We start from the raw sequence: 24,660 nt of genomic DNA on the forward strand, positions 1-24,660 counted from the left end.
GGTCAGCCCTCCGTCACGCGGGTCGAGCGCGGCAGGCCGGCGACGCGCCCGGGCGCCGTGAGCAGCAGGTCGAGCCCGAGCGGGAAGGCCGCCCGGTTCGCCCGCATGCGGGCGGCGAAGTCCGGCGGCAGCGGCGCCGCGCGCAGCCGCGCGCGCGCGCGGATCCCCGGCCCTTCGAGGACGAGCCCGCCCTCCTCCGCCGGATGCGTCTCCGCCAACTCCGCGCAGGCGAGGACGAGGGTCGCGGAGCGGTCCGGATAGGCGGGCTCGCCCTGCGCGAAAGCCGCGAAATCCGGGCAGGCGGCGGGCGCGGCGACGAGCGCGAACTGCGCCGCCGCGGGCTCGACCACCAGGGGCGCGCCGGTGTGGAAGCGCAGGAAATCCGCCACCGCCCCGCTCGCCGCCAGGACGGGATCCAGCCAGAGCGGCGCCTCGGCATCCGCCAGGGCGAGCGCCACGGCGGCGAGTTCGGGCGTCAGCGGCCGCGGCGGGGCGAGGTCGGGCGCGAGGCGCTGGATCCGGCCCGGCCGGGCGAGGGCGTCCATCACGGCCCGGAAGACGGCCTGCGCGTCGTGGACGGGGTCGCGCAACCCGGGAGCGAGCGTCATCAATCCTCTCCCCGCGCCATGGTGAAGAAGTTGACCCGCGTCGCCGCGACCCGGCGCGCCTCCGCCTCCGCCTCGGCGGCGCGGCGGGCGGCCACCGGGGCGAGCGCCCGCTCGACCGCGGGGCGCCGCCCGGGCTGCTGCCAGAGGGCGTCCAGGATCGCCGCGAGGCGCGCCTTCCGGCGGTCGCGGCCGAGATGGTAGGCGAAGCCGGTCGCGCCGTCGGGCAGCCGGACCGCCGCCCGGGTCACCGTGACCTCGCCGAGGTTGAAGGGCCGCCCGTCGCCCCCGATCCGACCGCGCGCCATCACGAGGCCGGTCTCGACGGGGCGGAGATCCTCCGCCTCGCCGACCGGGCCGATCCCGTCGAGGGCGCGGGAGAGTTCGTCCGCGCTGGCCTCGCCGCAGAGGGCCATGGCGGCCCGCCGCGCCGCGATCTCTGGCGCCTCGCCGCCGTTGCGTGGTGAAGTGCGATCCGGCATCGGTGTCCCGGGTGTCCTGATTTGTCTAATCGTATAGACAAGTGGGGCGCGGGGCAAATGAAGTTTGGATGACGGTATGGGCGACGGCGATGGCACCCCGGTGACGGCCCTGAGCCGCGGCGAGGGCTTGGCGGCGTGGCGGCAGATCGCGGACGGGCTCTCGGCGGAGATCGAGGCGGGCCGGCTGGCGGCGGGCGCGCAACTCCCGACCGAGGCGGCGCTGGCGGCGCGGTTCGGGGTGAACCGGCACACGGTGCGCCGGGCCCTGGCGGCCCTGGCGGAGCGCGGGCTGGTGCGGGCGACCCAGGGGCGCGGCACCTTCGTGGAGGCGCCGCGCCTGACCTACCCGATCGGGACGCGCACCCGCTTCTCCGAGATCGTCTCGCGGGCGGGCCGGGAGGCCTGGGGCGACCTGATCGCGGCGGCCGAGGTGGCGGCCGAGGAGGGGATCGCGCGCGACCTCGGCCTCGCGCCGGGCACGCCCATCCTCGAACTCGTGACCGTGCACCGGGCCGACGGCACGCCGATCTCCACGGCGCGGACCTGCCTGCCCCTGCCGCGCTTCGCCGGCTTCGACCGCGCCTACGCGCGGCGCGGCTCGATCACCCGCGCCTACGCGGATTACGGGGTGGCGGATTACACGCGGCTCTCGACGCGGATCGGGGCCCGGCTCGCCGCGGCCGACGAGGCGGCGCGGCTCGACCTCGCGCCGGGCCGCGTGCTCATCAGCATCGCGAGCGTGAATGCCGACGCGGACGGCGCGCGGATCCAGGCGACCCGCGGCCTGTTCGTGGCCGACCGGGTCGAGCTGGTCGTGGAAGCCTGAGATGATATCGGCCCGATACGGGATCCGCTTGGTCGAAGCGGATCCCGTATCATTCCCTGCGCCGCCTCGGCAGAGGGACCGTGGGCGGTGTCATACCAACGGCTCAGGATGCTGACGCATCGAGCCGTTGCTCCATCTCGAATTTTCGATTTCAAGCCAGAGGCTTGGCGAACCAGAGGCTTGGCGAAAATTCGAGAGCCGCACCACCGGTCATGAGAAATGACCGGTGGTATCATCTCGCATCCCGGCAATCGGGCCGGCGTCGCAACCTGGCAGGAGAGATCGCCGGCAGGAGAGATCGGCTGCGCCGAACGACCCGCCGGGGGGCGTTCCGCCCCGGACGCAGGGGCACGGCGCGCGCGGGAGCGATCCGATCCGATCCCCACGTCTTAGCCCCCTCCGTAATCCAGTTCAGGCGCAATAAAATCTCGGATGTCTCGCGATCTGACCCCGTCGACAAATCGCGACATCTTAACTATGAACGGCCCGCACGCGACGCGAACTGTGCAGGGAGACCTGACGATGTTCAATATGTTCAAGTCACAAGTGTCCCTCGATCTGAGCCCGCGGAACTGCCTGGCGGTGTCGCTGATCCACTGCATGGCCGCCGACGGGGAGGTGGACCCGGAGGAGGTCGGGCACCTGATGTCGGTGCTCGGCCGCCAAGCGACCCGCCAGCAGCTCGACGCGGCCATCCGCTACGCGCGCGCGACGCCGCCGGCCCAGTTCCTGGCCGAGGCCGCGCCGAGGCTGCGGCCGGACCAGCGGCTCTGCATCCTTCTCAACATGATCGACAGCGCGATGGCGGATGGCGAGGCGGAGCCGGAGGAGCAGCGGCTCATCATGCAGTACGCGCAGGCGTTCGGCCTCGGCGAGAGCGAGCTGACCCCCTACTTCAAGGCCCTCGTGGCCAAGAACGATCGCGCCGTCCTGGACCGCTGATCGGCGGGCCCCGTCCTCGGCGACGGGCGTCGCCGGGGATGGCCCCCGCCCACCCGGTCCCGCCGCGTCCGGCCGCCCTCACCGGGCGGCCGGCCCGATGATCGCCCGCCGCAGCCGCGCCGAGACGAAGTCGATCGCCGCCACCGTCACCAGGATCATCGTGACCAGGAAGGCGACCTGCTGCAGTTCCAGCACGCGGATCAGCTCGGTGAGGTAGGTGCCGATCCCGCCCGCCCCGACGATGCCGATGATGGTGGCCGAGCGGGTGTTCGATTCGAAGAAGTAGAGCACCTGGCTCGCCAGCACCGGCAGCATGCCGGGCAGCAGGCCGAAGCGCAGGCGGTCGAGGGTGCTCCCGCCCGAGGCGGTGACGCCCTCCTGCGGCTTGCGGTCGGCGGTCTCGATCGCCTCGGCGAAGAGCTTGCCCAGCGCCCCGAAATCCGAGCAGGCGATGGCGAGGGCGCCCGCGAAGGGGCCGAGCCCGACCACGTTGATCCAGATCAGCGCCCAGATCAGCACGTCGACCGAGCGGAGCACGTCGAAGCCGCGCTTGGTGGCGAAGCGCAGGAAGGGGTTCGGGTTGGCGTTGCGCGCCGCCAGGAAGGCGAACGGGAAGGCGAAGAGCGCCGCCGTGAGCGTGCCCAGGAAGGCGATGGCGAGCGTCTCGCCGAGCGCCTGGAGGAAGGCGAGGAAGCGCCCGTCCGGCGAGGGCGGCAGCATCAGCGCGGCGAATTCCCCGAGCCGGCCGAGGCCGCGCAGGATGCGCAGGAGCGAGAAGTCGAGGTACAGCATCGCGACGATCGCGAGGCCGGCCGCGGCCGCGGCCGCGCCGATCACCGCCAAGCGCTGCCGGAGCGGCACCGCGAAGGCCTGCGGGTGGCGCGCCCTGAGGCCGCCGATATCGGCGAGCATCGCCCTGCGGAACGCGGCACCGCTCATCGGGCGCTCTCCCGTCCGAGCAGGGCGTGGCGCAGGCGCTCGGTTCCGAGATCGATGCCGATCACGGTGACGATGATCATCAGCAGGATCGCGCTCACGTCACTGTAGTAGAAGTTGCGGATCGCCACCAGGAACTCCTGGCCGATGCCGCCCGCGCCGACGAAGCCCATCACGCCCGCGCCGCGCACGTTCATCTCGAAACGCAGGAGCCCGTAGGAGGCGAAGTTCGACAGCACCTGCGGCACGACGGCGAAGCGCGCGGTCTCGACCCAGCTCGCCCCGCTCGCGGTCAGCCCCTCGACGGGCTTCATGTCGATGTTCTCGACCACCTCGGAGAAGAGCTTGCCGAGCGCCCCGGCCGTGTGGATGGCGAGGGCCATCACGCCGACCATCGGCCCGAGCCCGAAGGCGATCACGAAGAGCAGCGCGAACACCACCTCCGGCACCGTGCGGCACAGTTCCAGGAAGCGCCGCGTCGCGAAGCAGAGGAGGCGCGAGCGCACGAGGTTCGCGGTGGCGAGAAAGCACAGGCCGAAGGCCGCGATCCCGCCGAACAGCGTGCCGAGATACGCCATCAGCAGCGTCTCGCCGAGGAGCATGGTCCATTTCGGCAGCCCCCAGTACCAGGCGGCGAGGTCGCCCGGCAGGGTGCCGGGCGACAGGGGCGGCATGATCCGGCCGAGATAGGCCGTGAAGTTCCGGATGTTCTCGAGGAAGGTGAGCGGCCGCACCTCCGCCATCGCGCCCGCCAGGACGATCAGGACGAGGAGGACGGCGAGCACGGCGAGGTTGCGCCGCCGCGCACCGGCGATCGCGGCCGCGTAGGCCGCCGCGAGGGTGCGGGCCCTCTCCGGCGGCAGGTTTGCGATCCGTTGGGTCAACGCGGCCGCCTCGCCCGATGCGTCCTCGGAATGACTACGAGCGCTTCCGCTGCTCGTCGTTGTAGCGGAGCATCTCGATGATCGGCTCGAAGTCCTTCAGCGTCACCGCCGTGAAGTCGAGGTCCTTGCCGTCCGACAGCTTGTCGAAGGCGACCTTGTCCTTCTTCGGCATCGCCACGAAGGCGGCGCGGATGCGCGTCTTCAGGTCGTCCGGCAGGCTCGCCAGCACCGCGAAGGGGCCCTCGGGCAGGAAGTCGGATTTGAAGACGATGCGGAAATCGGCCGGCGTCAGCGGCTTGCCGTCCGCGCTCTTGAGCATGTGCTTGGTCTGCATGCGGGTCAGCGTGCCGTCCGTCTCCGAGTTCCACAGCGTGGCGGAGGCGTCCGAGGTGCCCTGGATCAGGGCCAGCACCGAGTTCTCGTGGCTGCCGGCGAAGAACGTCTTGCCGAAGAACTTGTCGACGTCGTAGCCCGCCTTCTGCATGAAGAAGCGCGGCGCCTGGTTGCCCGAGGTCGAGTTGGGGTCGACCAGCGCGAGGTTCTTGCCCTTCAGGTCGGCGAGCGTCTTGTAGGGGCTGTCCGCCTTGACGTAGATGACCGAGTAGTAGCCGGAGGCGCCGCTATCGTGCTTCTGGTTGACGATCGGCTCGACCTTCACGCCGGTGATGACCGCGCGGGCGAAGGCGGCCGGGCCGTAGAAGCCGATCTGGATGTTGCCGGCGCGCTGGCCCTCGATCACCGCCGCGTAGTCGTTGGCGACGCGCAGCTTCACCGGCACGCCGAGTTCCTTCGAGAGGTAATCGGCGAGCGGCGTGTAGCGGTCGGCGGTGCCCGACGCGTTCTCGATCGGAATCACGCCGAGCGTCAGTTCCGGATACTTGGCCTTCCAGTCCTGCGCGGCGGCCGGGAGGGTGAAGCAGGCAAGCGCCGTCAGGGCGCCGACGAGGGTGCGTCGGGTCAGCATCGTGTCCGTCCTTCCATCATTCTCCACGGGCCGGCGGCCCGCATCGGGTCGCGTCAGGCGCCGACCGGTGCCGGCGGCGCCAGGGCGGGGCCCGGCTCCGGGAGGGGTGTCGCGGGCGGCCGGTCCATCACCTCGCCGGCCTCCAGGCCGTAGAGGTCCTGCGCCACGGCCTCGGTCAGGTCCAAGGCGCGCCCGTCGAAGACGAGGCGCCCCGCCGAGAGGCCGACCAGGCGGTCGCAATAGGCGCGCGCCAGGTCGAGGGAGTGCAGGTTGCACAGGACCGTGATCCCGTACCGCGTATTGGCCTCGGCCAGCGCGTCCATGACCAGGCGCGTGTTGCGCGGGTCGAGGGAGGCGACCGGCTCGTCGGCCAGGATGATCTCGGGCTCCTGGACCAGGGCGCGGGCGATCGCCACGCGCTGCTGCTGCCCGCCCGAGAGGGCGTCGGCGCGGTTCGCCGCGTAGGCGCCCATGTCGAAATTCTCCAGCGCCGCGAGGGCGAGCGCCTTGTCCTCCTCGGGCCACAGCCGCAGGAGGGCGCGGGCGGACGACACGTGGTTGAGCCGGCCCATCAGCACGTTCGTCAGCACGTCGAGCCGGCCGACGAGGTTGAACTGCTGGAAGATCATGGCGCAGCGCCCGCGCCACTGGCGCAGGGCCCGCCCCTTCAGGGCCGTCACGTCGCGCCCGTCGAACAGGATGCGGCCCTCGCTCGGATCGACGAGGCGGTTCAGCATCCGCAGCAGGGTCGACTTGCCCGCGCCGGAGCGACCGATCACGCCCACGAAGCTGCCGCGCTCGATGCGCAGGGAGATCGCATCCACCGCGCGGCGGTCACCGTATTGGCGCGTGAGGTTCTCGACGACGAGCATCAATCCGTCCGCTGTTGCCGTACGCGGGACGTAAACGCCGGTTTGGCGACAGTTGAATGACAGCCGCTGCCGCCGGGGGGCTCTCGCGGATTCTTGCGGCCGCGTCCCGGCGGCGAGGCCCGCCGCGGCGGTTTGATACCCGATCCGATCGGTCGCTTCGGGATCGCGGATGCCGGCCTCGCTCCCGCGCCGCGCGGGCGCGTGATCCGGGATCCGCTTGGATCGGCCGGATCCCGGATCAGCCCCCGTGGCGGGCCAGGAAGTCCTCGACCGGCAGGGCACGGAAATCCGGCAGGGCGGCGCGCAGCCGCTCGTGGTCCCAGTCCCACCACGCCAGGGCCCGCAGGCGCTCGGCGACCGCCTCGGGGAAGCGCCGGCGCAGGAGGCGGGCCGGGTTGCCGACCGCGATCGCGTAGGCGGGCACGTCGCGGGTCACGACCGCGCCCGCCCCCACCACCGCCCCGGTGCCGATCCGGCGGCCCGGCAGGACGATGGCGCCGTGGCCGATCCAGACGTCGTGGCCGATCTCCACCGGCAGCGCCCGGCGCCGGTCGAAGAAGGCGGCCTCGTCCGCCTCCTCCGGCCAGTACTGGCTCGCCCGATAGGTGAAATGCGCCTGGGAGGCGCGCTCCATCGGGTGATTGCCCGGGTTGATCCGCACCATCGCGGCGATCGAGCAGAACTTGCCGATCCGCGTCGCGATCACCTCGCCGTCGTTCACGATGTAGGAATAGTCCCCCATCTCGGTCTCGGTCAGGCGGGTGCGGGCCCCGACCTCGGTGTAGCGGCCGAGGCGGCTCGCCACGATCGCGGCGGTGGGATCGACGAGGGGCTCCGGCCCGAGGCGCTTGGTCATGCGGGGTCTCCGAGGGGAATGCGCCGCAGCACCCGGAACGGGGCATCCCCGTCCTGCCGCAGCACCGTGACGGCGTCGAGGGTCAGCGGCTCGCCCGGCCCGTAGGCCGCCGCGAGCCGCGCGTGCCAGGGCGCGCGGTCCTCCTCCGGCAGGGCGTCCGTCAGCGTCATGTGGAAGCGGAAGCGCTCGAAGACGTGGGGGTAGCCCCAGCGGTCGAGGAGCGCCCGCTCGCGCGCGTCCAGGCGCTCCGGGCGGCGGCGCGCCCGCTCCGCCTCGCTGAGCGGCGCGCGCAGGGGGTCGAGGGCGGCGACGCACTCGGCCGCGAACAGGCCGAGCGCCGGCGGCGCCTCGTCCGGCACCAGGGCCGTGAAGGCGCCGAGCGTCGCGACGACGAGCCGCCCGACGGGAACCGGCGGGTGCCACGCCGCCAGCGCCGCCGCGGCCGCGACCAGATCCGCCTCGGCGACGCCCGGGGCGAGGCGCATCGGCGCCTTCAAGGTCGCGTGGAAGCCGTAGCGGCTCGGCGCGCGGGTCACGTCCTGCGCGTCCGCGAACCCGTCGTGCCGCGGAACCGGCGCGCCGGTCGCGGTGTCATAGCCGAGGACGCCGCAGCCGAACCGGGCCAGCCCGGAGCCGGGCGGGGCCGTGTAGTAGAGCGCGTAGCGGCACGACTCGGTCACGACCATCCCTCCGGCGAGCGTTCCGGACGGGTTCATCACGGTCGGATGACGGTTCCGTGACGAGGTTCCGTGGCGAGGTTGCGGGATGGGGGCGCGGGGGACGCGGGGGCGTGGAGCATGGGCAGGCCCGGGGAGCGGGGGCAGCGCGCGGCGGCCGAGCCGGCCGGGCGGGCGCTGGTCGTCGGGGTGATCGGCCACGTCGATCACGGCAAGACGGCGCTGGTGCGCGCCCTCACCGGCACCGACACGGACCGGCTCAAGGAGGAGCGCGAGCGCGGGGTCTCGATCGTCCCCGGCTTCGCCCTGCTGCGGGTGCCGGGGGGCGAGATCGACCTCGTCGACCTGCCCGGCCACGAGCGGTTCGTGCGGGCGATGATCGCCGGGGCGACCGGCCTGCGCGCGATCCTGCTCGCGGTCGATGCCCGCGAGGGCATCAAGCCGCAGACCCTCGAACACCTCGCCATCGCCCGCCTGATCGGCGTGGGCCGGGGCGTCGTCGCGTTGACGAAGTGCGACCTCGTCACGGACTCGGAGGCGGCGGCCCGGGCCGCGGAGGTGGGCGCGCTCGCCGCCGCGTCCGGCCTCGCGGTGCGCATCGTGCGGACGTCGGTGCTGCGCGAGGAGGGCCTCGCCGACCTCGCGGGGCACCTCGCCGACCTGCTGGGCGAGGTGCCCCCGAGCCCGGATGACGGCTGCCCCGTCCTGCCGATCGACCGCGTCTTCCCCCGTGCGGGCTTCGGCGCGGTCGTCACCGGCACGCTGCGGCGCGGGCGCCTCGCGCTCGGCGACGCGGTCGCGGTCGCGCCGGAGGGCATCGAGGGCGCGGTGCGCGCCCTCCAGAGCCACGGGCGGCCGGTCCAGGCGGCCGAGCCGGGGCGCCGGGTCGCCGTGGCCCTGCGCGGCATCGACCTCGCGCAGCTGCGCCGCGGGCAGGTCCTCGCCCCCCCCGGCTACCTCGTCCCGAGCCGCTGGCTCGACGTGTCGCTCACCTTGCTGCGGGAGGCCCCGGTGCCCCTGGCGGGCGGGGCGCGGCTGCGGCTCCTCGCCGGCACGGCCGACGTCCCGGTGCGCCTGCGCCTCCTCGACCGCGACGCGCTCGATCCCGGGGAGACGGCGCCGGCGCAGCTCCACGCCGAGGAAGCGGTCGCCCTGCCGGCGCGCGAGCCGTTCCTGCTGCGCTCGGACGCCCCTCCCCTCACCCTCGGCGGCGGCGTGGTGCTCGACCCGGCCTCGCGCCGGCGCCGGCGGCGCGACGCGGCCGGCCTCGCGGAGCTGCGCAGGCTCGCGGAGGGGCGGCCGGCCGAGATCCTGCGCGCCCGCCTCGCCGCGGCGGGCCGGGCGGGCGCGACGCTCGCCGACCTGTCGCGCCTCGTCGGCATCGCGCCCGAGCGCGTCCGCCGCCACCTCGTCGGCCTCGGCGCCGAGGCGATCGGCGAGCGCGTCCTCGGCGCGGAGGTCCGGGACGCCCTGCGGAGCGAGGCGCTGGCGGCGCTGGACGCCCATCACCGCGCCCATCCGCTGGAGCACGGGATCAGCCACGCGCGCCTCGCGACCGCGCTGCGCACCGGCGAGGCGGTGGCGGCGGCGATCCTGCGCGACCTCGTGGCGGCGGGGCGGGCGGTGCGCGACCGCGACCTCGTCCGCGCGGCCGCGTTCGACCCGCAGCGCCAGGAGCCGGCGCTGGTGCGCGGTCTCGCCGAGAGCTTCCGGCGGGCCGGCCTGACGCCGCCCGACGAGGCCGAGGCCGCCGGGCGCGATCCCCGCCGCCGGGAGGCACTGAACCACCTCGTCCGCTCCGGCACGCTGATCCGCGCCGCCGACCGGGTCCAGCGCCGCACGATCCTGTTCCACCGGGAGGCGGTCGAGGCGGCCAAGCAGGCCCTCGCCCGGGCCTTCGCCGGTCAGGACGGCTTCCTGGCGCGCGAGGCCGGAGCGCTGCTGGGGATCTCGCGCAAGTTCTCGATCCCGCTGCTGGAGCACCTCGACGCCGTGCGGTTCACCCGCCGCCTGGGCGACCGGCGCGTGCTCCTTCAGGCCGAGGCTGGACCTCGCCCCTCCTCCTCCCCATAACCCCCCTCGGAGGCGATCGGGGTCTGGTGGCCCTCCTGGTCTTCAAAACCAGCGGCACGCGAACAGCGTGCGGTGGGTTCGATTCCCATCCGCCTCCGCCAGGACAGTGTTCATAGGCGTTCGCAGCCGACCGTTAACCCTTCAGATTTCGGTGGTTTTCAGCTTAGCGGCGTTCGCCCCGAACCGCTGGCATTCGCCCCAATTCACGCTTACGATGTGGGTAGCCACGGGAGTAGCGCGAGTTCGGCGGAGACTCGAAAGCTCACGGCGATGACCGTCGCCAAGCTGAAGTCGCCCGGCCACTATGGGGATGGCGGTGGCTTGTGGCTGCAGGTCGGCGACAAGGGAGCCAAAAGCTGGATCTTCCGCTTCACGCTCCGCGGCAAGTCACGCGCGATGGGGCTCGGCTCGGCCAACACGTTCTCGCTCGCTGAGGCCCGCGAGAAGGCGCTCGCCTGCCGCAAGCTCTGCGCTGAGGGCATCGACCCGATCGAGGCCCGCAAGACGCAGCGCCAGGACGCTGCACTGGAGGCCGCCCAGGCGATGACCTTCCGCGAGTGCGCGGTGGCCTACATCGACGCGCACCGCGCCGGGTGGCGCAACGCGAAGCACGCCGCGCAGTGGACCACGACGCTGGAGACCTACGCCTACCCTCACTTCGGCGACCGGCCCGTGGCGGCCGTCGATACCGACCTCGTGGTGCGCGCGATCGGACCGATATGGGCCAGGAAGCCCGAAACGGCGAGCCGGGTGCGCGGCCGCATCGAGTCGATCCTCGACTGGGGCACGACCCGCGGGTTCCGGCGCAGCGAGAACCCCGCGCGCTGGCGAGGGCACCTGGAGAACCTGCTGCCGAAGCGCTCCCGGGTGCAGAAGGTGAAGCACCACGCCGCCCTCCCCTTCGCGGAGGTGCCGTCCTTCCTCAAGGCGCTGGAGTTCCAGCCCGGCGTCGCCTCGCACGCGCTCGCGTTCACGATCCTCACCGCGGCCCGCACCGGCGAGACGCTGGGCGCCACGTGGTCGGAGTTCGACCTTGATGCGCGCATCTGGAACGTGCCCGCCTCCCGCATGAAGGCCGGCGTCGAACACCGGATTCCGCTCACCGAGTCAGCTCTCATGGTCCTGCGGCGCATGGCGGAGATCCGGGAAGGTGACTTCGTGTTCCCGGGCGGCCGGCGGGAACGCCCGCTCTCCAACATGAGCATGCTGGTGCTGCTGCGTCGCATGCAGCGCGGCGATCTCACCGTGCACGGCTTCCGATCTTCGTTCAGGGATTGGGCCGCGGAGCACACCGACTTCCCGCGCGAGGTCGTCGAGGCCGCGCTCGCGCACGCCATCGAGTCGAAGGTCGAGAGGGCCTACCGGCGCAGCGACCTGTTCGCGAAGCGGCGCGAGCTCATGGAGGCGTGGGCGAATTATTGTGCGGTTTTCTGTCATGAGTGATCAGCACGAAGATAATGCCCATAGTAATTCAACCGTTGAGCCCGCCACTGGCAATTTTTTATGAAGTTTATAAAGTGTATACCAACGGATCCATCGAATTTGTTATGAAAATTGCTGCCGAGGCTATAGCGTCCGGCGAATTATGACAGGTCGACCTGCATGGAGTGGAAAACGGCATCGCTCGATTGGGGGGCAATACTGCTGATTTATTTTCATTGCTTGAAAAATTTATCAACAAGAACAATCCAACATTCTTCGATGAAGCTGCTGTTGAGGCAATTTGGTCGCTGCTGGAAGGAATTTTTCTCGTTGCGTTTCACACGAGCACGTCCGACAGAGCCAGACGCTCTGTTCAGCGGCGCACTACCGAAAAAGCACGAGCAGCGCGTGCCGAAAAAAGAAAACAAAGGGACGACCTTCTAGATGAGCATCTAGAGCGTGTTATGAACTTTCTACTATGCGTCCGAGCTTTCTGAGCATGTCACAGACGAAGGCGACCATGTACATTCCAGCCAGTGTGCTCGCATAACGCTCGTAGTCCTTGACCAGCCGGCGGCAGCGCACCGCCCAGGCGAGCGAGCGCTCCACCACCCAACGCCGCGGCAGCAACACGAAGCCGCGCTTGGCCTCCGGGGCCTTGACCACCTCCAACGCGATCCCGTTCGCCTGCGCTGCGGTCGCTGCCTTCTCACCTGTGTAGCCCTGGTCGACGAATGCCTTCTCCACGCCCCCGTCCGTCTCCGCCTGGACCACGCAGGTCAGCGTGCCGACCTGACTGCGATCATCGACATCCGCCGGCGTGACGTGCAGCGCCACCCCGTGACCGGGCGTGTCGACCGCCAGATGCACCTTCGACCCGCGCATGCGCTTGGCCCCGTCGTAGCCGGCCCGCTCGCCGCTCTCGGGCGAGGAGCGCTGGGTCCGGCTGTCCAGGATCACCGCCGAGGGCTCCGGCTCACGCCCGGCCGCCTGCCGCAGCACAGCACGCAGGTCGCCGGCCACATCGGCGAAGCACTCGGCGGCCAACCAGCGCTGGGTCTGCTGGTAGACCGCTGCCCACGGCGGCAGGTCGTGGGGCATGAACCGCCACGGCGCGCCGGTCTTGACGATGTAGCGCAAGCCGTTGAACACCTCGCGCAGATCGTGGTCACGCTGGCCCGAGTCCTCGCGCAGCAGCGCCAGGTAGGGCGCCACCAGCGCCCACTCCTCATCGGACACGTCGGACGGGTAGGCGGCGCGATCGGTGCTCATGCCCTTCAACGCCTACGCTACATCGTAGGTTCATAACACGCTCTAGGCCCACGACAGGGCCGTTGCCGCCAAATCTGAACCAATCCGCGTACGAAGCACTCGGGAAGGTTCAGGCAAATAGGCCGGCAGCTTCAACTCTTGACCGCGCCGGCCGTCAGTCCCCCGACCATGTACCGTCTGAACACATAATAAACCGCCGCCGGCGGCAGGGCGTAGATCAGCCCCGTCGTCATGAGCAGTTCCCAAGGCGAGTCATCGGCTGCTAGAAAGCTTCCGAGCGCGACAGGCAGGGTCACATCTGTGTCGCGGGACAGCAGCAGGAAGGCAAACAGGTACTCGTTCCAGGCGAGCAGGAGCGCGTAGACACCGATCGCGACGAGCGACGGTGTCATCAGGGGCAGATAGACGAAACGGAAGAGCTGGGGCGGTGAGGCCCCGTCCATCACGGCTGCCTCGTCCAGCTCCAGCGGCAGCTTGTCGGAGGCCTGCTTCAGCACCCAGATGGCGTAGGGACTCGCGATTGTCACCATCGCGAGGATGAGCGCCCACTTGCTATTGAGCAGCCCATAGGCGCCCATCGTCTTGTACATCGGCACCGCGAGAAATGCCGCTGGGATGAAGTAGGTGAAGAGCGCAAGATTCATCACGGTCCGGCCGCCCCTCACCCGCAACCGGCTGATCGAGAAAGCGGCCGATGTTGCGATGAAGAGCGTCAGGACTCCGGTTGAGAAGGCGATGAACACCGAATTCCAGAGCTGTTGCCAGAAATGCGACAGAAAGTAATGCTGCTGTCCGAAGACGATCCCGAAGTTTCTGAGGGTCGGGTGTTCCGGAAAGAGCGCCCCCGAGAGCGCGTCCTGCTTCGGCGACATCGCGAATAGAACGAGGTGATAGATCGGTATCAGGGTCCAGAGCAGGACCGGGATGCCGACGAGGAGCAGCTTCGCCTCGGTTCCAGCGGCTCTCAGCCAGCTGGAATTGCGGTGGGACAGACCTGTGGGCGAGCGCCTCGTGTCGCGCGGCGGGCCTGCGATTCCGGTGCTCATTTCGAGAGCCTCCGCATCAGGACGTAGACGAGGGGCAGAACGAAGGGCATCGCGCAGACGACCGCCGCCATCGAGTGGTCGATCTGGTCAAGCCTCAGGTAACGAATACCGAGCGTCGCGAGCACATGCGTCAGGTCTGCGGGCCCGCCACCGGTGAGCAGGTAGATGCTGTTGAAATCACCGAGTGTCCAGATCATCGAGAGGATCGTGCACGTCACGTAGAGCGCCCGCATGGATGGCCACGTGACGTGCAGGAATTTCTGCCAGCTCGTCGCGCCATCGACGGAGGCCGCTTCGTAGAGGTCGGACGAAATGGCGAGGCGTCCGGCGAGGAGGATCAGCGTCCAGAACGGCAGCGATTTCCAGATATGCACCGCGATGGCGAGCGTCAGCCCGAGTCCAGGATCGTTGAGCCAGTTCGGACCGTCCTCTCCGGTGAAGCGGAAGATGGTCTGGTTCACGATCCCCCATTCGGGGTTCAGCATGAACCGGATGGATAGGATGGTCGGAATCGACGGCACCGCCCAGGGCAGGATGAAGAGCACTGAGAGCCAGCGGATCCAGAGCCGCTCGTGAGTGAAGAATCCTGACAAGAAGAGTGCTATGGCCATCTTCACGTTGATCCCGACGATCAGGAAGATCAGGGTGTTGACGACAGCGCGCGCGAAAATCGGATCGGCCGCGAGATGGGCGTAGCTCGCCGGGCTGCGCGCGAGCCAGAGCCCGTAGCCGATCGGGTAGATGACGAAGAGCAGGAACACGAGAAGGTAGGGCGCGATCAGGATCGCGCCCCAAGCCTGCCAAGCACCGAGGCGGACTGGCCTGGGCGCGGTTGCCGGCGCGGCATCATCGGCCGTTATCGCGCGCGCTCCCGACATCCTCGGTCTCCCTGTTGAGTCACTGCCGCGGGTGGGCGGCACCGGCTGAGCAGAACCGCATCGGACTACTCCGCTCAGCCCCTTGTTCCCGCATCATGTCGGCCGCCAAACCGATCACCGCCCCGGCGGACAATGCTCGGCCCCGTTACGGCGCAGCGACCTGCCTGATGCGGGCGAGCATCTCGTCGGCGGCCTTCTCGACCGGGACCTTCTCGCTCACGACCCGGTTCATCGCCTTGGCGAAGACATTCTCGTTGTTGATCAGCGTGAATTTGTAGTTTTTAACATAATCGAACGGCTCCGTACCCGACTTAAACTGATTGTAGACGGCCTTGCGATGCTTGTCGGCCTGCCAGAAGGTGCTTTCAATCGAGGCGTTCGTCACGGGGAACCAGCGGCCGAGCGCACCCTCGACGTAAGGGCGGAGGTTGTCTTCCTCCATGATGAACTTCACGAACTCCTTGGCGGCCGCCTTGTTCTTGGCACCGGCGAAGACGACGCCGTGTTTGACGTCCGCGCGGTAGGTCATCGGTTTACCGTCGGGCCTGTTCGGGAACGGCGCGGTGATGATCGTCTCCTCGTAGGCCTTCTTGGCGGCCGCGCGCTGCTCGTCAGTCGCGCTCGGATTGAGGCTGTCCTCATACCATTTCGCCGCGATGGAGATCGTGAAGTTGTGCGTCATCACCGTCGTTCGGTTGTGGAAGGCCACGTTGTTGTCGGGGTCTTTCCAGGTCGTCGCGGATGGAGGGACACATCCCTTAACATAGGGATCGGTATAGTCCTTGAGGGCTTTGATCAGACCGTCACGTGCCTTCGGATCATCGACGAGGAGCTTGCCGTCGCTGTCGACGAGCCTAACGTCATAGGCGTCCATGAAGGCGTAGAAGGACTGGAAACTGTCAGTCGACTCCACACCCATCGGCGCGCCGATCCCGTAGGTGCGGGAACCTGAAGCCTTGCGGTAAGCGGGCTGAACCTTATCACACCAGAAGGACCAGTACTCGGCCCAGCTCGTCGGAATATCGCTCTGCTTGAAACCGGCCTTCTCGATCATGTCTCCCCAGATTTCAGTATGAAGTGTCTGCCGCTTCAGAGGAAAACCGAAGTAAGCCTTCCTGTGGATCTGGTCGTTGTAGAGTAGCACGTGCTCGACCGTCTGCGGCGCGAAGCGCGGCATCATCGGCTGCAAGATGTCAGTGAGATCCTCCAGCTTACCCTCGAAGGCCCACTTGCCAGCAGCTTGATTGTTGTATGTATCGGAATAGCCGACATCCGGCGGCGAACCGGAGTCGAGCGCCGCGACCGTCTTCGGGATCATGTCCTGAATCGCGTACTGCGACAGCTCGACCTTAATTCCGGTCTTTTGCTCGAACTTCTTGATGGTCGCCCAGAGGGAATCGTCTTCAGACCGATAGAAGCCTTTGCTGAACCAGACAGTGAGCGTCTTGTCCTGCGCGACGGCTGGCATCGCGGCCAGCACCCACGCGCCCAACGACAACGCTCCCGCGATGCCTCGCCTCATCGGTTCTCTCCTCCCATCCGCCTCGTTCATCGGGCGGCTGCCCGAGATTTCAGCATGGGACGAAGTCCGAGGCAAACCGGAATAGTCGGCGGCAACAGCGTAGCGATGGCAGCGCCGCGCACTCTCACTGAATATTGTGACCTGCCATCGGGCGCGCGAGCAACGCCGCAAGAGCGAAGCGCGCTGCGCGCCTGATCCTCCCCTGATTTCGCGGACACGGGGAGTTTAGCTCGCGGTCCGTTCGGCTTGCTCGGGCGTGAGATAACCGAGTGCCGAGTGGATGCGCTGCCGATTGTAGTAGCCCTCGATGTAAGCGAACAGGTCGCGGCGCGCCTCATCCCGGGTCGCCCATCGTCGCTGATGGACGAGCTCGACCTTGAGGGTGTGGAAGAAGCTCTCCATCGGGGCATTACCGTAGCAGCAGGCCGTCCGGCTCATGGACGGCCTGGCCGCCATGCCGGCGAGCTGCCTCCGGTAGGCCTCGGCCGCGTAGTGGGTGGATTCAAGTGGTCGTCGCAACGGCTTGGCGGAGGGCGGTTGTGATGGCAGGTCGGCGGCGTTCGGATCGGGCACTTCGCGAGAAGCTGCGGTCACCGGGTCGTCCCGGGGTCGGTCTGCGCGAGACGCGGCGGGGGTTCTGGGCGTTCCTCGCGCAGGGTCTCTCCAGCGAGGTCGCAGCGATGAAGCTCGGGATCTCGCCACCGGTCGGCTCGCGGTGGTTCCGGACAGCAGGCGGAATGGCACCTTCCCACCTGTCACCATCATCCAAGTCGCCTTCTGCGCGCTACCTGTCGTTGGCTGAGCGGGAGGAGATCGCGATCCTACAAGCGCAAGGTCACGGGGTCCGGGACGTCGCTCGGCGTCTGGGACGGGCGGCGTCGACCATCTCGCGGGAATTGCGCCGCAATGCGGCGACCCGCAGTGGCGGCCTGGACTATCGCGCCACGACCGCGCAGTGGCACGCTGAACGCGCGGCACGCCGGCCCAAGCCAGCAAAACTGGCGGGGAACGCAGCGCTGCGGACGTACGTGCAGGAGCGGCTCGCCGGAACTGTCGCGACACCGGGCGGGAGCGCTCTGCCTGGCCCTAGCGTTGCCTGGAAGGGACGGCGGCACGGGCGACGCCAGAGCCGGCGATGGGGTCGATCCTGGAGTCCGCAGCAGATCGCCGAGCGCCTACGGCTCGACTTTCCGGGCGATACACGATGCGCATCAGTCACGAGGCGATCTATCAGGCGCTCTACATCCAGGGCCGGGGCGCGCTGAAGCGTGAGCTGACCGCGTGTCTTCGCACAGGACGGGCTTTGCGTGTGCCGCGGGCCCGCAGCCTGGGCCGAGGCAGGTCGTTCGTCACCCCCGAGGTGCTCATCAGCGAGCGTCCGCCCGAGGTGGAGGACCGCGCGGTGCCGGGGCACTGGGAAGGAGATCTGATCCTGGGTCTGAAGAGTTCGGCGATCGGGACCCTGGTCGAGCGCACGACGCGCTTTACGATGCTGCTGCATCTTCCGCCGATGGACGGCCATGGGGTGACACCGCGTGCGAAGAACGGCCCGGCGCTGGCGGGGCACGGGGCCCAGGCGGTGCGCGAGGCGATCGCCGGCACGATCGCGCGCTTGCCCGAGCAGCTGCGGCGCTCGTTGACCTGGGACCAGGGTACCGAGATGGCCGAGCACGCGCGCTTGCGGATCGACGCGGGTCTGCAGGTCTACTTCTGCGATCCACGCTCACCCTGGCAGCGGGGGACGAACGAGAATACGAACGGGTTACTGCGACAGTACTTCCCGAAAGGAACGGATCTGAGCGCCCACAGCGCGAACGATCTTGCTGCTGTGGCCGCAGCCCTCAACAGCAGACCGCGCAAGACGCTGAACTGGAAGACGCCGGCAGAGGCGCTCGACGCTGTGCTGGCTGCCGTGCAAGATGGTGTTGCGACGACCGCTTGAACCCAAGCTGGCTGCCGTGATCCGAGTGGCAGATAAGCCCGGCGGCCGGTCGCTGCCGCTGGGCGGCCATCATCAGCGCAGCCACGCTCAGCTCGGTGCGCATATGATCGCGCATCGACCAGCCGACGATCTTGCGCGTGGCCAGATCGAGGACGGCAGCCAAGTAGAGCCAGCCCTCGCCGGTCGGCAGGTAGGTGATGTCGGCCAGCCAAACCGTGTTCGGCCGCGCGGCCGAGAAGTCCTGCCTCAGGAGGTTCCGGGCGATGGGGAGATCGTGACGGCTGTCGGTCGTGCAGGGCCGGAACCGACGCCCCGCCAGGGCACGGATGCCGTGCCGGCGCATGAGACGCTCCACCCGCCCGCGGCTGGCTGAACGGCCCTCGGCCCGCAGGGCGGCATGCACGCGTGGGGCACCATAGCGCCGGTGGTGGGCGGCATGGATGCGCCGGACATCGTCCAGGAGCTGGCGGTTGGAGGCCGAGCGGGCGCTCTCAGGCCGTGACCGCCACCCGTAAAAGCCGCTGGGGGAGACGTCGAGCACGCGGCACATGAGACGCACCGGCCAGGTCCGCGCATGCTGCTCGATGAAGGCGTAGGTCACGTGGGCATCTCCGCGAAGATGCCGATGGCTTTTTTTAGGACGTCGCGCTCCATGCGCGTGCGGTCGAGCTCACGCCGCAGACGGGCAATCTCGGCGGCCTGATCGGACGGCGAGGCGATCGGGCTTGATGGCAAGGCCCCGGTCGATCCTGCCGGCCGCGGTCGGGGCGGTGCCCCGTTCAGCGTTGCACGCCACTGCCGCAACATCGAGGGCTGGATCCCGAGCTCGGCCGCGATCTGCATCTGCGGCCGGCCGCTGCTCTCCAGCAGGGCGACCGCTTCGCGTTTGAACTCGGGCGTGAACTCCCGTCTCGTCTTCGCCATCCGACACCTTCCCCGCTCCGCCAGAGCGTATCAGAGGTGTCCGTGAAACCGAGGGAGGATCAAACAGCCTCTCCGACCGCTTCAACGTCTCGAGCAGCCGCTCGTGGACCGGGCGGAGCAGGAAGGCTGCACGCCCGACCCAGTCGGCCAGGGTCGAGCGGTCCAGGTGAACGCCTTGGCGGGTCAGGATCCGCGCCTGCCGATAGAGCGGCAAGTGGTCGGCGTACTTGTAGACGAGGACCTGCACGATCACGTCCTCGCAGGCGCGGCAGGCGTAGCGCGGACGCCGGATCGCGATGACTCGGACCTGGGCCGGCACGACGTCGAGACGCTCGGACACGTCCTCGCCGATCCGACGCAGGCGGCCTGCGCAGCAGGGACAGGCGGTGCTCTCGATGTCGACTACGCGCTCGACGCGCGGCAGGTGGGCGGGCAGAGCGCCACAGTTGGCGCGCCGTGCACTCGGGCCTCACCGCCGGTGCGCTCTCCTCGGCGGCGGGATCAAGGCGTGCCGCCAAAGGGCCGGCCTACGGCTCGACCGCTGACGTCAGGCGGTGTGAGAGGACGCGGCAGCGGTCAAGTCCGCACCCGAGCGCTGCAGTTCGTCTACTTTCGCTGTCTTCATGTATGTACACATGTGGGTAGGCGCTCAAAGCGAAAAGCTAATCATCTGAAGGTAAAGGTGAATTTTCCTCAGAAGGGCGGAATCCGCCTCCGCCAAACACTCTCGCGCCCGCGAGGCGTTCGGCATCTCCCGGGAGGTCGCCCGCGGGCTGCGGGGGGCGGGCGATCCGGGCGATGCTCGACCCCGGCCCGCCTCTCCCGACGGCCGACGGGGGACGACGCCAGCGACGAACCGGGACCGAGCAACGGCTTTCCCGCTCCCGGGCAGGCCCGAGAGCGGGAGGGATGCACCGGCAACCCGGGCCGCCGGTGTCGGTCGACTCTCTCCGCGGTTACGCGGCGCTCGCGACCAGGGTCAGGGTCCGGCCGATGCGGGTCGGCTGGATCGCTTCCCGCGCGGAAGCGGGCGCCTGCCAGCGCGGCAGCGGCGCGCAGGCCAACTCCACCCGCAGGAACACCGTGTCGGTCAGGCCGGCCAGCAGCTCGGCCGGCAGCCGCGCCCGGCCGGAGGTCCAGCGCCAGCGCCGCGCCGCACCGGCCTCCTCCGGAGCGTGGAAGCCCTCGCCCAGGCGCGGATCGTCGAGCGCCACGATGCGCGGCTCGCCCAGGCCGTCGTCCAGCGTCAGGCCGACCACCGACAGACCGAGCACCCGCTCGTCGCCGCTCTCGCCGACGTGACGCGGCACGCTCGTGGGGCTCACCAGCCACACCTCGCGCGCGGAGGCGGGCAGCATGAACCGGGCCGTCAGGTCCCGCACGGCCGGCCGCACGATCTCACCGTCCACCTCCAGGTGAACCTCTGCCCACGCCTCCGAGGCGGCCATCTGCCAGCCGATGGCCTCGGCGTGCCGCTGCATCTGGGCGCGCACGGCCTCAACCACGGGACCGCCGTCGTGGAACGGCCGGCAGTAGCCGTCATGGCTGCGCACGGGCGCGTCGGGCAGGGCGGAGGCGGCCGCGTCGAGGAAGAAGCCGCGGTTGCCCATCTCCAGGTAGCTCTCGGAGGGCTGGCCGTTGGCGATGAGGATATCGTGGCTGTCGAGCTCGACGTGCCAGTAGGTGACCTCCTCGACCTCCTCCTGAGTGACGGTGCTGCCGTTGACGAGGGCGGAGGCGGGGATGAGCACCTCGCCGAGCAGGTCGAGGCAGATGGCGTGAGCGGGCGAGACGAGCAGGTCCTGGGCCGGCTTGCCGGGGCCGAAAGCATCCTTGCGGATGCGGATGGGGCGGGCGGCCGCCGGATTGGCGTGGCTGCGGCAATCCAGGGCGCTGTGGCCGATCCACTTGATGGGGCGGTGCTCGCCCGACGCGGTGACGACGAGGTCCCCGACGCGAAGGTTCTCGACCGCCACGTCGCCGTCGACGGTGCGAAGCAGCGTGCCGGTGCAGTAGCACGGCACTTGGTAGTCACCGAGACTCGTCTCGCCGAACGTGATGTTGTCGCCTACCGTCAGCGGGACGTTCGACGCGAGGAGCCCAAATCCAGTCCCATCCGCGTTCTGGGTGAACACGATATGATTCGGATCATCGAGATTCGTGGCATAGACAGTGATGACCGCAGTCGGATCGGCTTGATTCGTGAAAGTTACTGGATCTCCAGGATTATTCACGGTTCCATTTACAAAATAGTCGGCATCGCCAAGCTGTTGAACGTTGAAGATGGAATTGTTGACTCCGTCATTGTCACCACCAAGATAAGCGGCTAGATAAGAGCTATTATTGAACACAACTGGCGTAGGCATTGGGAACCCGCCCTCCCGATTGCTTGGTTCGGCTCGCGCCGATCGACAAAATTCATGGATATACATACACCAGTACGTTTACAAGTGCTTCTCTGCAACACTGGCGTGCAAACATCGTCGGCTCAAACGGTTCCCTGTTGATGAATGCAGCGCAGGGATTGGCGCGGCGGGCGAGGTCTCACAGGGAAGGAGATCGCGCACGACCAGATCGCGTCCTGCCGATCGCGCGGGGGCGGCGAGGCGACCGGGTGCGACGGACGTGGGCGGCGAGATCTGGAGCCTCACTGTCGCTGACGAAGCCCGCCCCCCAGGGAGGGGCGCAAGCCGCCTCCGTCGCCTTGCCCCGTGACCGAGCTTCGCGCGGGCGGATCGGTCGCCGTCGGTGCTGAAAATGGTGTGGCCGCGCGCACGTCCCGGGCTACAGTGCCGCTTCGGAGCGCGGCGAAGAACGACCGCGCCCCCCCGGGGGGATCACCATCATGGGCATGCGTCTTCGCGCGTTCGCGTTCCTGTCCGCCGCGACACTGGCCGCCACGCCCCTGCGAGCGGAACTCGCCGTGTCGGCCAATGACGGCCACACGGTGCTCACCGACGCGGGCGCCCAGGTCCCGGCGACGCCGCCGGTGCCGGACAGCGTCACGGTGCTCGACCTCTCGGCCTCCCCGCCGAGGATCGTCGGCGAGGTGCAGGCGCCGGCCAGCGTCGTGGGTCCGCCGCAATCGGTGGCCGTCGCCCCGAACGAGACCTTCGCGATCGTCACCAGCGCCACGCGCGTGGACCCGAACGACGCCGCCAGGATCGTGCCGGACGACCGCGTCACCGTGATCGATCTCACCAGCACGCCGCCCAGGGTGAGGGCCTCCCTGACCGCCGGGAAGGGGGCGGCGGGCGTCTCGATCAACCGCGAGGGCACCCTGGCGCTCGTGGCGAACCGGACGGAGGGCACCCTCTCGGTCTTCAAGATCGCGGGTGGCGAGGTCAGCCCCGCCGGGAAGGTCGATCTCGGCAACGACAAGGCCGGGCCGAGCCACGTCGTGTTCTCCCGCGACGGGCGCGAGGCCTATGTCACGCGCGACGGCGACAACAAGGTCTCGGTCCTCGCCGTGGAGGGAAGCCGCGTCACCTACGCGAAGCGGGATTTCACCGCGGGCGTGCGCCCTTACGGAATCGAGATCACCCCGTCCGGGGACGTGGCGCTCGTCGCCAATGTCGGGCAATCGTCCGGGGACCACGACACGGTGAGCGTCATCGACCTGCGGGCCAAGCCGGCGCGCGTCGTCAACACCGTGACGGTCGGGCCGACGCCGGAGGGGATCCGCCTCTCCGCGGACGGGCGCCACGCCGCCCTGGTGATCGAGAACGGCAGCAACCTCGCCAAGGCGTCGCCCTTCTTCAACGACAAGGGCGTGCTGCGGATCTACGCGGTGAGCGGCACGGAGCTCAGGAAGGTGGCCGAGGCCCCGATCGGGCGCTGGTGCCAGGGAGCGGTCTGGACCAGGGACGGCCGGACGGTGCTCGTCCAGTGCATGGTGGATCGGCGCATCGAGGTGTTCCGGTTCGACGGCGAGGCGCTGAGCGCCCAGGCGCCGGTCGCCCTCGGCGCCGGCGGCGCGGGGTTCCGGACCGCCGAGCCCTGAGCCCGGCGCGGGAGCCGCGCGGCTCCCGCGTCACAGCACCGCGAAGGCGAGGCGCAGCACGCTCCAGCCGACGAAGCCCAGCCATGCCAGGCTGAGAGGAATGCCGAGCATCAGCGTCAGCACCATGGCGGCGCGGCGGATCCGATCCGGCATCGGCGATGCGGGCTCGAATCGGGACGGCTCGGTGTCGTTCTGGACCACGGCGGCAGGCTCCTCGATCTGGTCACGCCACGGTCGCAAGAGCGGCACCACGCCGCTCACACCAAATCCGCTCGATCCCTTCGGGATGTCGGATTCGGGCTTCGCTCAAGCGCCGCGCGGGCGCGTGATCCGGGATCCGCCGCGGTCAACCGGATCCCGGATCAGGGGGTGCAGCCGAGGACGGATTCCGTGCGGCGGATCGCCGTCACCGCCTCGCGCTGATTAGCCGAGAGCGGCACCTGGCGCTCGTCGTCGTAGAGGCATCCGGCATTGCCGAAGGCGCGGATCCCGCGGGGCGTGCGGAAGCAGTAGCCCGCTTCCTTGAAGATGCGGTTGCGCTGGTACCAGAGTTCCTCGCAGCCCTGGGCGAAGGCCTGGACGGGCGACAGCGCGGCCGCGCAGGCCAGTCCGGCCAGTGCGAGGGTGGGCAGCATCGAGCGGTGAGCCATGGGGTCGGACCTCCCTGCGCCGCCGAGCGGCGCGGCGGGTCGAGGATGCCCCGCGGCGCTGGCGGCGCTATGCGCGGGCGCACCTCGCGCAGAACAGATGTCGCATCAGACTCCCGGATTCCAGTCGAAACGCAGCCGTCCACAGATATGGAGAGTTTCAACGCGGGACAGATTCGTCTATGCGGTGTTTCCGCGGCCGCGCACGGCGCGGCGGGAGGCCCCTTCACTTGGCGACTCGTCACGTCACGCAGTGCCGGTTCGCCGTGGAGCTGATCTGCGCGGCGGCGATTCTCGCCCTCGCGGGCCCGTCGGCGGCGCGCGCCCAGGCCCGGTGGGTCGATCCGCCGGCGCGCTCGCTGCTGCCCGCCCAGCCGGTCCGCTCCTCGCGGAGGATTCCCCCGCCGCCCGCGGTCGGCCCACCGGCGATCACCCGGGTCGCGGCGGGCCCGACCCGCGCGCGGCGCCCGGCGGCCCGATCCCTCCGGCCGTGGCTGGCCGCCGCGCGGCCGCCGCTGCGACGCGCCGGCCTCGTCCTGCGGACTCTCTACCCGACGGTCGGCAGCGCCGACGCGCCGCGGCGGCCCTGACGGCCGCTCCGGGGAGGCGCCCTCAGCGCAGCCGGCCCGGCCGGGCCGGCTCGAACACGATCCGGCGGTGGAAGGCGCACCAGCTCTTGCCGTCCTGCACCGGGGCCCCGCAGCAGATGGCGCGGTCGTTCGGCTCGCCGATGATGAACTTGCACACGAACGCGCCCGACTGCGCGAACGGAACCCGGAGCTCCGGAGAGGGCTCCTCGACGGTCTCGGCAGGGAAGAGATGCGACATGCGCACGAGTTGGTTCATCGGTGACTGACTCACGGGCCTCCACTCGGTCCAGGTGAGGA

At 69.6% G+C, this 24,660-nt stretch carries 24 protein-coding genes, 1 tRNA gene and 4 pseudogenes; 10 read left to right on the top strand and 19 right to left on the bottom strand.

What is annotated here, in order from left to right; translation table 11 throughout:
- Nucleotides 1-2: 2 nt before the first annotated feature.
- Together phnH and phnG are read right to left on the bottom strand one after the other, a co-directional pair.
- Entirely contained in the window at nt 3-608 is a 606-nt protein-coding gene (gene phnH, locus QA634_RS14775) for a phosphonate C-P lyase system protein PhnH (protein ID WP_012332729.1), read from the bottom strand.
- Nucleotides 608-1,021: a phosphonate C-P lyase system protein PhnG gene (gene phnG, locus QA634_RS14780; protein WP_012332730.1), complete on the bottom strand. Its 414-nt coding sequence runs from the start codon at nt 1,019-1,021 to the stop codon at nt 608-610. Before phnG ends, phnH begins: the two co-directional genes overlap by 1 nt.
- 142 nt (nt 1,022-1,163) lie before the next feature.
- On the opposite strand from phnG, the gene phnF reads away from it, so the two are divergent.
- Together phnF and QA634_RS14790 are read left to right on the top strand one after the other, a co-directional pair.
- Nucleotides 1,164-1,913: a phosphonate metabolism transcriptional regulator PhnF gene (gene phnF, locus QA634_RS14785; RefSeq protein WP_012332731.1), complete on the top strand. Its 750-nt coding sequence runs from the start codon at nt 1,164-1,166 to the stop codon at nt 1,911-1,913.
- A 522-nt stretch (nt 1,914-2,435) separates the two neighbouring features.
- Entirely contained in the window at nt 2,436-2,855 is a 420-nt protein-coding gene (locus QA634_RS14790; RefSeq protein WP_012332732.1) for a tellurite resistance TerB family protein, read from the top strand.
- A gap of 78 nt (nt 2,856-2,933) precedes the next feature.
- On the opposite strand, the gene phnE (QA634_RS14795) is transcribed toward QA634_RS14790, so the two are convergent.
- The 6 genes from phnE (QA634_RS14795) to QA634_RS14820 all read right to left on the bottom strand — a co-directional run bounded on the left by phnE (QA634_RS14795) (nt 2,934) and on the right by QA634_RS14820 (nt 8,053).
- Complete coding sequence (phnE, locus tag QA634_RS14795; RefSeq protein WP_012332733.1) at nt 2,934-3,794, bottom strand: phosphonate ABC transporter, permease protein PhnE; 861 nt, start codon at nt 3,792-3,794, stop codon at nt 2,934-2,936.
- Nucleotides 3,791-4,675 carry a phosphonate ABC transporter, permease protein PhnE gene (gene phnE / locus QA634_RS14800; RefSeq protein WP_012332734.1) on the bottom strand — a complete coding sequence of 295 codons (885 nt, stop codon included), beginning with the start codon at nt 4,673-4,675 and terminating at the stop codon, nt 3,791-3,793. Before phnE (QA634_RS14800) ends, phnE (QA634_RS14795) begins: the two co-directional genes overlap by 4 nt.
- A 34-nt stretch (nt 4,676-4,709) precedes the next feature.
- The gene (gene phnD / locus QA634_RS14805) at nt 4,710-5,639 is read right to left on the bottom strand and encodes a phosphonate ABC transporter substrate-binding protein (protein ID WP_012332735.1); all 930 of its coding nucleotides are present in this window, start codon (nt 5,637-5,639) and stop codon (nt 4,710-4,712) included.
- A gap of 53 nt (nt 5,640-5,692) precedes the next feature.
- The gene (phnC, locus tag QA634_RS14810; RefSeq protein ID WP_012332736.1) at nt 5,693-6,511 is read right to left on the bottom strand and encodes a phosphonate ABC transporter ATP-binding protein; all 819 of its coding nucleotides are present in this window, start codon (nt 6,509-6,511) and stop codon (nt 5,693-5,695) included.
- Nucleotides 6,512-6,749: 238 nt separating this feature from the next.
- A complete protein-coding gene (locus tag QA634_RS14815) occupies nt 6,750-7,367 on the bottom strand; it encodes an acetyltransferase (protein WP_012332737.1) in 618 nt (205 codons plus the stop codon).
- Complete coding sequence (locus QA634_RS14820; protein ID WP_012332738.1) at nt 7,364-8,053, bottom strand: DUF1045 domain-containing protein; 690 nt, start codon at nt 8,051-8,053, stop codon at nt 7,364-7,366. The genes QA634_RS14815 and QA634_RS14820 overlap by 4 nt, the downstream gene beginning before the upstream one ends.
- Nucleotides 8,054-8,164: 111 nt before the next feature.
- Here QA634_RS14820 and selB point away from each other — a divergent pair, with 111 nt between their 5' ends.
- The 4 genes from selB to QA634_RS14840 all read left to right on the top strand — a co-directional run bounded on the left by selB (nt 8,165) and on the right by QA634_RS14840 (nt 11,983).
- Entirely contained in the window at nt 8,165-10,117 is a 1,953-nt protein-coding gene (gene selB, locus QA634_RS14825; protein ID WP_012332739.1) for a selenocysteine-specific translation elongation factor, read from the top strand.
- Between the two features lie 8 nt (nt 10,118-10,125).
- Nucleotides 10,126-10,218 (top strand) — tRNA-Sec (locus QA634_RS14830).
- A 169-nt stretch (nt 10,219-10,387) separates the two neighbouring features.
- Nucleotides 10,388-11,560, top strand: coding sequence for a tyrosine-type recombinase/integrase (locus tag QA634_RS14835; RefSeq protein WP_012332740.1), 1,173 nt, complete (start codon nt 10,388-10,390; stop codon nt 11,558-11,560).
- A 159-nt stretch (nt 11,561-11,719) separates the two neighbouring features.
- A complete protein-coding gene (locus QA634_RS14840; RefSeq protein WP_150108658.1) occupies nt 11,720-11,983 on the top strand; it encodes a hypothetical protein in 264 nt (87 codons plus the stop codon).
- Nucleotides 11,984-12,001: 18 nt separating this feature from the next.
- Here the strand turns inward: QA634_RS14840 and QA634_RS14845 are convergent, their stop codons facing one another.
- The 5 genes and pseudogenes from QA634_RS14845 to QA634_RS14865 form a co-directional block, all read right to left on the bottom strand.
- Nucleotides 12,002-12,811: an IS5-like element ISMtsp14 family transposase gene (locus QA634_RS14845; protein WP_012332741.1), complete on the bottom strand. Its 810-nt coding sequence runs from the start codon at nt 12,809-12,811 to the stop codon at nt 12,002-12,004.
- A 131-nt stretch (nt 12,812-12,942) separates the two neighbouring features.
- Nucleotides 12,943-13,857, bottom strand: a complete 915-nt coding sequence (locus tag QA634_RS14850) for a carbohydrate ABC transporter permease (RefSeq protein WP_012332742.1) — start codon at nt 13,855-13,857, stop codon at nt 12,943-12,945.
- Nucleotides 13,854-14,735 carry a carbohydrate ABC transporter permease gene (locus QA634_RS14855; protein ID WP_012332743.1) on the bottom strand — a complete coding sequence of 294 codons (882 nt, stop codon included), beginning with the start codon at nt 14,733-14,735 and terminating at the stop codon, nt 13,854-13,856. The genes QA634_RS14850 and QA634_RS14855 overlap by 4 nt, the downstream gene beginning before the upstream one ends.
- A 145-nt stretch (nt 14,736-14,880) precedes the next feature.
- On the bottom strand, nt 14,881-16,257 hold the full coding sequence (locus tag QA634_RS14860; RefSeq protein ID WP_012332744.1) for an ABC transporter substrate-binding protein: 1,377 nt from the start codon (nt 16,255-16,257) through the stop codon (nt 14,881-14,883).
- Nucleotides 16,258-16,482: 225 nt separating this feature from the next.
- Nucleotides 16,483-16,752, bottom strand: a pseudogene (locus QA634_RS14865) (IS3 family transposase); the annotation flags it as partial.
- Between the two features lie 47 nt (nt 16,753-16,799).
- On the opposite strand from QA634_RS14865, the pseudogene QA634_RS14870 reads away from it, so the two are divergent.
- Nucleotides 16,800-18,199, top strand: a pseudogene (locus QA634_RS14870) (IS30-like element ISMtsp4 family transposase).
- A gap of 7 nt (nt 18,200-18,206) precedes the next feature.
- On the opposite strand, the pseudogene QA634_RS14875 reads toward QA634_RS14870, so the two are convergent.
- The 3 genes and pseudogenes from QA634_RS14875 to QA634_RS14885 form a co-directional block, all read right to left on the bottom strand.
- Nucleotides 18,207-19,123, bottom strand: a pseudogene (locus QA634_RS14875) (IS3 family transposase); the annotation flags it as partial.
- Nucleotides 19,119-19,580 (bottom strand): annotated as a pseudogene (locus tag QA634_RS14880) (IS66 family transposase zinc-finger binding domain-containing protein); the annotation flags it as partial. The pseudogenes QA634_RS14875 and QA634_RS14880, both read right to left, overlap by 5 nt.
- Nucleotides 19,581-20,079: 499 nt before the next feature.
- Nucleotides 20,080-21,258 carry a Hint domain-containing protein gene (locus QA634_RS14885; protein ID WP_150108659.1) on the bottom strand — a complete coding sequence of 393 codons (1,179 nt, stop codon included), beginning with the start codon at nt 21,256-21,258 and terminating at the stop codon, nt 20,080-20,082.
- Between the two features lie 3 nt (nt 21,259-21,261).
- Here QA634_RS14885 and QA634_RS14890 point away from each other — a divergent pair, with 3 nt between their 5' ends.
- Nucleotides 21,262-21,453 (top strand): hypothetical protein, encoded by a 192-nt coding sequence (locus QA634_RS14890; protein ID WP_150108660.1) that lies wholly within the window; start codon nt 21,262-21,264, stop codon nt 21,451-21,453.
- Between the two features lie 515 nt (nt 21,454-21,968).
- Nucleotides 21,969-23,126 carry a YncE family protein gene (locus tag QA634_RS14895; protein ID WP_012332746.1) on the top strand — a complete coding sequence of 386 codons (1,158 nt, stop codon included), beginning with the start codon at nt 21,969-21,971 and terminating at the stop codon, nt 23,124-23,126.
- A 30-nt stretch (nt 23,127-23,156) separates the two neighbouring features.
- On the opposite strand, the gene QA634_RS14900 is transcribed toward QA634_RS14895, so the two are convergent.
- Together QA634_RS14900 and QA634_RS14905 are read right to left on the bottom strand one after the other, a co-directional pair.
- The gene (locus tag QA634_RS14900) at nt 23,157-23,387 is read right to left on the bottom strand and encodes a hypothetical protein (RefSeq protein WP_083784679.1); all 231 of its coding nucleotides are present in this window, start codon (nt 23,385-23,387) and stop codon (nt 23,157-23,159) included.
- A gap of 101 nt (nt 23,388-23,488) precedes the next feature.
- Nucleotides 23,489-23,776 (bottom strand): YARHG domain-containing protein, encoded by a 288-nt coding sequence (locus QA634_RS14905; protein WP_012332748.1) that lies wholly within the window; start codon nt 23,774-23,776, stop codon nt 23,489-23,491.
- Nucleotides 23,777-24,003: 227 nt separating this feature from the next.
- On the opposite strand from QA634_RS14905, the gene QA634_RS14910 reads away from it, so the two are divergent.
- Nucleotides 24,004-24,363 carry a hypothetical protein gene (locus QA634_RS14910; protein WP_012332749.1) on the top strand — a complete coding sequence of 120 codons (360 nt, stop codon included), beginning with the start codon at nt 24,004-24,006 and terminating at the stop codon, nt 24,361-24,363.
- 22 nt (nt 24,364-24,385) lie between these two features.
- Here the strand turns inward: QA634_RS14910 and QA634_RS14915 are convergent, their stop codons facing one another.
- Nucleotides 24,386-24,619 carry a GcrA family cell cycle regulator gene (locus QA634_RS14915; RefSeq protein ID WP_012332750.1) on the bottom strand — a complete coding sequence of 78 codons (234 nt, stop codon included), beginning with the start codon at nt 24,617-24,619 and terminating at the stop codon, nt 24,386-24,388.
- Nucleotides 24,620-24,660: the final 41 nt, after the last annotated feature.

This window comes from Methylobacterium sp. CB376, assembly GCF_029714205.1.
Lineage (GTDB): Bacteria > Pseudomonadota > Alphaproteobacteria > Rhizobiales > Beijerinckiaceae > Methylobacterium.

Bases quoted from the DNA above. Each gene is read 5' to 3' on its own strand.
- QA634_RS14790 (WP_012332732.1), top strand. From the start codon at position 2,436: ATGTTCAATATGTTCAAGTCACAAGTGTCCCTCGATCTGAGCCCGCGG.
- phnG (WP_012332730.1), bottom strand. From the start codon at position 1,021: ATGGCCCTCTGCGGCGAGGCCAGCGCGGACGAACTCTCCCGCGCCCTC.
- QA634_RS14895 (WP_012332746.1), top strand. From the start codon at position 21,969: ATGGGCATGCGTCTTCGCGCGTTCGCGTTCCTGTCCGCCGCGACACTG.
- selB (WP_012332739.1), top strand. From the start codon at position 8,165: ATGGGCAGGCCCGGGGAGCGGGGGCAGCGCGCGGCGGCCGAGCCGGCC.
- QA634_RS14815 (WP_012332737.1), bottom strand. From the start codon at position 7,367: ATGACCAAGCGCCTCGGGCCGGAGCCCCTCGTCGATCCCACCGCCGCG.
- phnE (WP_012332733.1), bottom strand. From the start codon at position 3,794: ATGAGCGGTGCCGCGTTCCGCAGGGCGATGCTCGCCGATATCGGCGGC.
- QA634_RS14855 (WP_012332743.1), bottom strand. From the start codon at position 14,735: ATGTCGGGAGCGCGCGCGATAACGGCCGATGATGCCGCGCCGGCAACC.
- QA634_RS14840 (WP_150108658.1), top strand. From the start codon at position 11,720: ATGGAGTGGAAAACGGCATCGCTCGATTGGGGGGCAATACTGCTGATT.
- QA634_RS14835 (WP_012332740.1), top strand. From the start codon at position 10,388: ATGACCGTCGCCAAGCTGAAGTCGCCCGGCCACTATGGGGATGGCGGT.
- QA634_RS14850 (WP_012332742.1), bottom strand. From the start codon at position 13,857: ATGAGCACCGGAATCGCAGGCCCGCCGCGCGACACGAGGCGCTCGCCC.
- QA634_RS14845 (WP_012332741.1), bottom strand. From the start codon at position 12,811: ATGAGCACCGATCGCGCCGCCTACCCGTCCGACGTGTCCGATGAGGAG.
- QA634_RS14905 (WP_012332748.1), bottom strand. From the start codon at position 23,776: ATGGCTCACCGCTCGATGCTGCCCACCCTCGCACTGGCCGGACTGGCC.
- phnH (WP_012332729.1), bottom strand. From the start codon at position 608: ATGACGCTCGCTCCCGGGTTGCGCGACCCCGTCCACGACGCGCAGGCC.
- QA634_RS14915 (WP_012332750.1), bottom strand. From the start codon at position 24,619: ATGAACCAACTCGTGCGCATGTCGCATCTCTTCCCTGCCGAGACCGTC.
- phnC (WP_012332736.1), bottom strand. From the start codon at position 6,511: ATGCTCGTCGTCGAGAACCTCACGCGCCAATACGGTGACCGCCGCGCG.
- phnF (WP_012332731.1), top strand. From the start codon at position 1,164: ATGGGCGACGGCGATGGCACCCCGGTGACGGCCCTGAGCCGCGGCGAG.
- phnD (WP_012332735.1), bottom strand. From the start codon at position 5,639: ATGCTGACCCGACGCACCCTCGTCGGCGCCCTGACGGCGCTTGCCTGC.
- QA634_RS14890 (WP_150108660.1), top strand. From the start codon at position 21,262: ATGATTCGGATCATCGAGATTCGTGGCATAGACAGTGATGACCGCAGT.
- QA634_RS14820 (WP_012332738.1), bottom strand. From the start codon at position 8,053: ATGGTCGTGACCGAGTCGTGCCGCTACGCGCTCTACTACACGGCCCCG.
- QA634_RS14860 (WP_012332744.1), bottom strand. From the start codon at position 16,257: ATGAGGCGAGGCATCGCGGGAGCGTTGTCGTTGGGCGCGTGGGTGCTG.